Source organism: Clostridium frigidicarnis, assembly GCF_900111985.1.
GTDB classification, from domain to species: Bacteria; Bacillota; Clostridia; order Clostridiales; family Clostridiaceae; genus Clostridium_Z; species Clostridium_Z frigidicarnis.
On the sequence record NZ_FOKI01000081.1, the window covers coordinates 1 to 5,411 of the forward strand.

Below are 5,411 nucleotides of genomic sequence, written 5' to 3' on the forward strand. Positions count from 1 at the left end.
GATAAATCTTCTAAGGAAGATTTTAAAATTTAAAAAATATAATTTAGAGAAAATCTGTGATTTTCAACATGAACTTTCAACTTTCCACTCTCAACAATAATCGTCAATTGTCAATTAAAAAAAGGGCGTAGCCTTTTGTTCTGAGAAATTAATACATTAGGTTGGTCTGCAGAAGTGAATATATCCATTATATACATTTAGTGGTATAATTCAAAATGCATATAGCAACTTTTAGAAAACATAATTTAGGATGGGTAAGCATACATATAAAGTCTAAAAAATTTAATTCAATATTGATATGAATAAAAATTATACATTATGAATATTTATATTTTAAATGAATATAGTGACTATTTGATTCAAAATACAGACATTTCAATCAATACTGCTTGAATATTAATAGATATATATTAAAATCTATTATAGAAAGTTATTTTAAAAACCAATCAGATTAAATGTTTAATAATAACTATATGGGGTGAAATAAATATAGATGAAACGATATCTAAATATGATTAGAAACATTGTTTTTTATGGTGGGCTTAAACTAGTGTTAGAATTTGTTGTAACATTTATTTTTGCAATGATTCTAGCATTTATACATCCATATGCACCGGATGAATATATATTGGATACTATAAATAAAAATGGATATTGCATAATATTTGGGATAGATTTATTAGTTATGCTTGTCTTTATTTTAATTTTAAGCAATAGAGAAGAAAATTTATGGATAAGATCTAATTTTAAGAAAATGAATTTTAAGTGTATATGGAAAAATACATTGGTAGCCATTGGGTTGTTTGTTGTTTCAATGAGTATTATGAATTTAGTAGGGTATATAGATGTATTATCAGATAGTATTGAAGAGTTAGGAAAACCGATTAATTGCCCTATGGGTATTTTAAGTATGGTTATACTCATACCCATATTTGAAGAAACTTTGTTTAGAGGACTAATTTTTAGAGAACTAAGGAATAATATAAATATAATAGTAGGTTTAATTATTCAAGCACTAATTTTTTCAGCATTTTATGATATCTTTATGCAAATGAGATATTCTTTTGTTATAGGTCTAATATTAGGAATAATATATTATTGGAATGGATCTATATGGGCAAGTATTATTCCTCATGCAGTATATAATGGATGTGTTATATTGATGTTTAAAATTGGTTATATGAAAGCAGGTAAGTTAAATTTATTGTATTTAGTTTTCGGTATGATTATATTTATAATAGGGATGACATTGTTATATAATGATTTTAAAAATAGTAATTCTATGGAATTTAATATTAGTGTATAAATATAAAAGCTTATCTGAATTTTTTAGATAAGCTTTTATATTATTCATGTTATTATATATGAATTAAATGTATAATATAAATTAATAATAAGTTATGAGGTGATGACCGTGGCGTATACGGCTTTATATAGAGAATGGAGGCCAAAAACATTTAATGATGTTGTTGGTCAAGAACATATAACAATTACACTAAAAAATCAAATAGTTAATGATAGAATAGCACATGCTTACTTATTTTGTGGAACGAGAGGTACAGGAAAAACATCTACGGCCAAGATATTTGCAAAGGCATTAAATTGTTTAAATCCTCATAATGGAGAACCATGTAATGAATGTGATATGTGTAAAAAAATAAATTCAGGTTTAGCTATAGATGTTACTGAATTAGATGCAGCATCTAATAATGGAGTAGATAAAATAAGAGATATTGTTGATGATGTACAATATCCTCCACAGGAAGGTAAGTTTAAAATATATATAATGGATGAAGTACATATGCTTTCTTCTGGTGCAGTTAATGCTTTTCTTAAAACATTAGAGGAACCACCTAAGAGAGTAATATTTATTTTAGCGACTACAGATCCACAAAAACTTCCTATAACTATACTTTCTAGATGTCAGAGATTTGATTTTAAAAGAATACGAAAAGATGATGTATCTTTAAGACTTAGAAAAATAGTAGAAGATTTAGGAGTTTTTTCAGATGATAAAAGTTTAGATCTAATATCTAGAATGAGCGATGGAGCTATGAGAGATGCACTAAGTATATTAGATCAGGCTATATCTATGGGTGAAGGCAAAGTAGAATATGATAAAATTATAGAAATGTTAGGACTTGTTACAAATGAAAACTTATTAAATCTTACAGAGTGTGCAATAACAAGGGATACTGAAAAGGCTATGAGAGTTATTGGAGACGTTGTTATTGCAGGTAAAGATATACAAACATTTATTAAAGATTTTACTACACACATGAGAAATCTACTTATGGTTAAGGTGAGTAACAATCCACAAGAAGTTTTAGATATGTCTATAGAAAACATGGAACATCTAAAGAAACAAGCAGATAAAATAGGAATAGAAGAACTTATGAGGTTCATAAGGATTCTTCAAGAAGCAGAGGAACAATCTAAGTGGAGCAATCAGGCTAGAATTTATTTAGAACTTTCATTAATAAAGATGTGTAGAATAGAATTTGATAATTCACCAGAAGTTTTGTTAGGTAGAATAAATAAATTAGAAGACGCTCTTAGAAGTGGTACTATAGCTATAGCACAAGATGATAATGCTACTAATAAAGAGAGTAAGGTTAATAAAGAGGTGGCGAAAAAGCAAACAATAGCTAAGACTACAAACAATAAGCAACAATCTATGGCGAAAGAAGATGAAAGTTTTAATGAAAGCTCAAGTTTGGGAATAGATAAAGTAGCTAACAATTGGAATGATATATTAGATACATTTAAAAACAGAAGACAAATGGTTATATATGCATCTATAATTACTGGAAGATTATCAGAATGTAAAAATGGAGTTATTACAATAAGATACGATAAAAAGTTTGCATTCAATAAAGAGAGATTAGAAAAAGAAGATTACAGAAGAACCATTAATGGAGTTTTTTCTGAAATACTTAGAGAACAAGTTAAGGTAAGATATGTTGTAGATGAACCAGATGAGGATACTAATATATCTAAAGAGGAAAAACTTAAGGCAGCTTTTGGAGAAGATATGGTTGAAATTATTGATAATTAGTAGCTTGATAATATATAATATAGTATTGATTGGAAAAATAATATATAATAAAAAATAAGTTTATTTTTAAGGAGGTTTTCGTATGGCAAAAGGTGGATTACCAGGAGGCTTTGGCGGAGCTAACATGAATAATTTAATAAAGCAGGCTCAAAAAATGCAAAAAGACATGGAAGATATGCAAAAAGAGCTTGAAACAAAAACATTTGAGGCTACAGCTGGTGGCGGAGCTGTTACAGCAAGAGCAAATGGTAAAAATGAGGTTTTAGAAATAAAAATAAAACCTGAAGTTGTGGATGAAGATGATATTGAAATGTTAGAAGATTTAGTGTTAACAGCAGTAAATCAAGCTTTAAAGAAAGCTCAAGACGAAACATCAGCTGGAATGAAAAAAGTAACAGGTGGTATGGGAATACCAGGAATGTTCTAATAAACTATCTTATTTTAGGCATACAAAATGATTGTATGCCTAAAATATTATTAAAATATAGATATTAAGGGATGTGATTGTAGTGGATTTTTATCCAGTAGCAATAGAAAAATTAATTGAGGAATTTGGGAAGCTACCTAGTATTGGATATAAGACAGCTCAAAGGTTAACACTACATGTTCTAAATTTGCCAAAAGAAGAGGTTGAGGAATTTGCAAAGGCACTTATAGAAGCTAGAGGAACAATAAAGTATTGTTCTATATGTGGTAATTATACAGACAAGGATCCTTGTGGACTGTGTAGTAATCCAAGCAGAAATAAAAATGTTATATGTGTAGTTGAGCAACCAAAGGATATTATAGCAATGGAAAAGGTAAGAGAATTTAATGGAGTTTATCATGTTCTTCATGGAAATATCTCTCCAATGGCAGGAAGAGGGCCTTCTGATATAAGATTAAAAGAACTTATATCTAGAATGAATGGAGAAATAAGAGAAGTTATAGTAGCTACTAATCCTAATATAGAAGGAGAAGCAACAGCTATGTATATATCAAAAATATTAAAGCCATTAGAGGTAATGGTAACAAGAATAGCGCATGGAATACCTGTTGGTGGGGATTTGGAATATGCAGATGAAGTTACACTATCAAAAGCTTTAGAAGGAAGAAAACAAATATAGTTATTAATATAATAAAATAAAGATGGTTTATGCAATGTATATACTGAAGTTCTTTTGGTCAAAATAATAGATAAAACATAAAACACGGAGGCTTTTTATGGTAATAGATGATTTTATGAATAAGAGAAATGAAATGACCAAAGAAGAATTACTAATATCTATAGAGGAAGTTGTTAAAGAACTTGAAGCTATAAGAAACTACTTTGATAATGTTAGTGATGCAAAACTTATAGAAGTAGCGGTATATACGGAAGCAGCTATAAAATCAAAGTATGATTTTCTTTTAAAAGAAGCTAAAAAAAGAGGAATAAATTCAGGACGAATAGCATAACTATTTTTTATATATAATATATATTGATACAAGTTAAATGAATGGGAGGGACAAATTATGGATGCATTACTTTCATATGTTGTTGCTATAATATTATTATTTATAGTTGTAAAGATATTTGCATGGCCTATAAAAATATTTATAAGACTTTGTGTTAATGGAATTTTAGGTGCAGTTTTATTATGGATAGTAAATTTCTTTGGAGCTACATTTGGTATAACTATAGGTATTAATGCCATAACAGCATTGATTGCAGGTTTTTTCGGAGTTCCAGGAGTTATATTTCTAATAATATATAAGATGTTTCTTTAAAAATATAAAACAGACTACCTGAGGGGGCTCAGGTAGTCTGTTTTATATTTAGATGGGAGAACGGACAAACTAACTTTTATTTTTAAAAATAAGACAGGCATCTTTAGTTGAAGAGCTTATTTTATTTAGAAATGTCCTTATAGAACTAATATATGAATATTTGAAAAAAGTGTTACTAATAACTTGAAAAAAAGTAAAATAAATGACAAAAAAAGAGGGTATCATTGCAGTTAATTAAAGCTTATTTATAGATAATAACTGTGTTTATTAAATAAATAGGAGGACACTCATCCTCGTGTGTCTATAAAATAAATATGTAGAAAACTAAAGTATTTTATCGATATAAAGTTATAATTTTAAAAAACAAGGTAATATGCACATAGAAGTACGGTATAAAAATGGTATCATAAATCTTGTCGCTAAAAGCTTTGAAGACAAATTTTAAAACTATAATATAAGTTTTAAAATAAGTAAAAAAAATGTTGACAAAGATTTTGTAAAGTGATAACATAAAGAAGTCGCATGAAGCGGCAAACAAATTGGTCTTTGAAAATTAAACAGATTAAGATAAAGAACCAGCAATTCTTTTACAGTAAATAATTAG

The 5,411-nt window shown here is 27.8% G+C and carries 6 protein-coding genes; all 6 read left to right on the forward strand.

Going from position 1 to position 5,411, the window contains the following annotated elements; all coding sequences use genetic code 11:
• Window positions 1-511 precede the first annotated feature (511 nt).
• The 6 genes from BM119_RS19195 (at window position 512) to BM119_RS19220 (ending at window position 4,807) form a co-directional block, all read left to right on the forward strand.
• Window positions 512-1,306, forward strand: coding sequence for a CPBP family intramembrane glutamic endopeptidase (locus tag BM119_RS19195; protein WP_177199520.1), 795 nt, complete (start codon window positions 512-514; stop codon window positions 1,304-1,306).
• A 108-nt stretch (window positions 1,307-1,414) separates the two neighbouring features.
• Complete coding sequence (gene dnaX, locus BM119_RS19200) at window positions 1,415-3,058, forward strand: DNA polymerase III subunit gamma/tau (protein WP_090043310.1); 1,644 nt, start codon at window positions 1,415-1,417, stop codon at window positions 3,056-3,058.
• Window positions 3,059-3,140: 82 nt separating this feature from the next.
• The gene (locus BM119_RS19205) at window positions 3,141-3,485 is read left to right on the forward strand and encodes a YbaB/EbfC family nucleoid-associated protein (RefSeq protein ID WP_090043311.1); all 345 of its coding nucleotides are present in this window, start codon (window positions 3,141-3,143) and stop codon (window positions 3,483-3,485) included.
• An 82-nt stretch (window positions 3,486-3,567) separates the two neighbouring features.
• On the forward strand, window positions 3,568-4,164 hold the full coding sequence (gene recR / locus BM119_RS19210) for a recombination mediator RecR (RefSeq protein ID WP_090043312.1): 597 nt from the start codon (window positions 3,568-3,570) through the stop codon (window positions 4,162-4,164).
• Between the two features lie 97 nt (window positions 4,165-4,261).
• Window positions 4,262-4,495, forward strand: coding sequence for a YaaL family protein (locus BM119_RS19215; protein ID WP_090043313.1), 234 nt, complete (start codon window positions 4,262-4,264; stop codon window positions 4,493-4,495).
• Between the two features lie 57 nt (window positions 4,496-4,552).
• The gene (locus BM119_RS19220; RefSeq protein WP_090043314.1) at window positions 4,553-4,807 is read left to right on the forward strand and encodes a pro-sigmaK processing inhibitor BofA family protein; all 255 of its coding nucleotides are present in this window, start codon (window positions 4,553-4,555) and stop codon (window positions 4,805-4,807) included.
• Window positions 4,808-5,411 lie beyond the last annotated feature (604 nt).

Excerpts from the sequence above, each read along its gene's own strand:
- BM119_RS19195 (WP_177199520.1), top strand. The coding sequence starts at position 512 with ATGATTAGAAACATTGTTTTTTATGGTGGGCTTAAACTAGTGTTAGAA.
- BM119_RS19205 (WP_090043311.1), top strand. The coding sequence starts at position 3,141 with ATGGCAAAAGGTGGATTACCAGGAGGCTTTGGCGGAGCTAACATGAAT.
- BM119_RS19215 (WP_090043313.1), top strand. The coding sequence starts at position 4,262 with ATGGTAATAGATGATTTTATGAATAAGAGAAATGAAATGACCAAAGAA.
- BM119_RS19220 (WP_090043314.1), top strand. The coding sequence starts at position 4,553 with ATGGATGCATTACTTTCATATGTTGTTGCTATAATATTATTATTTATA.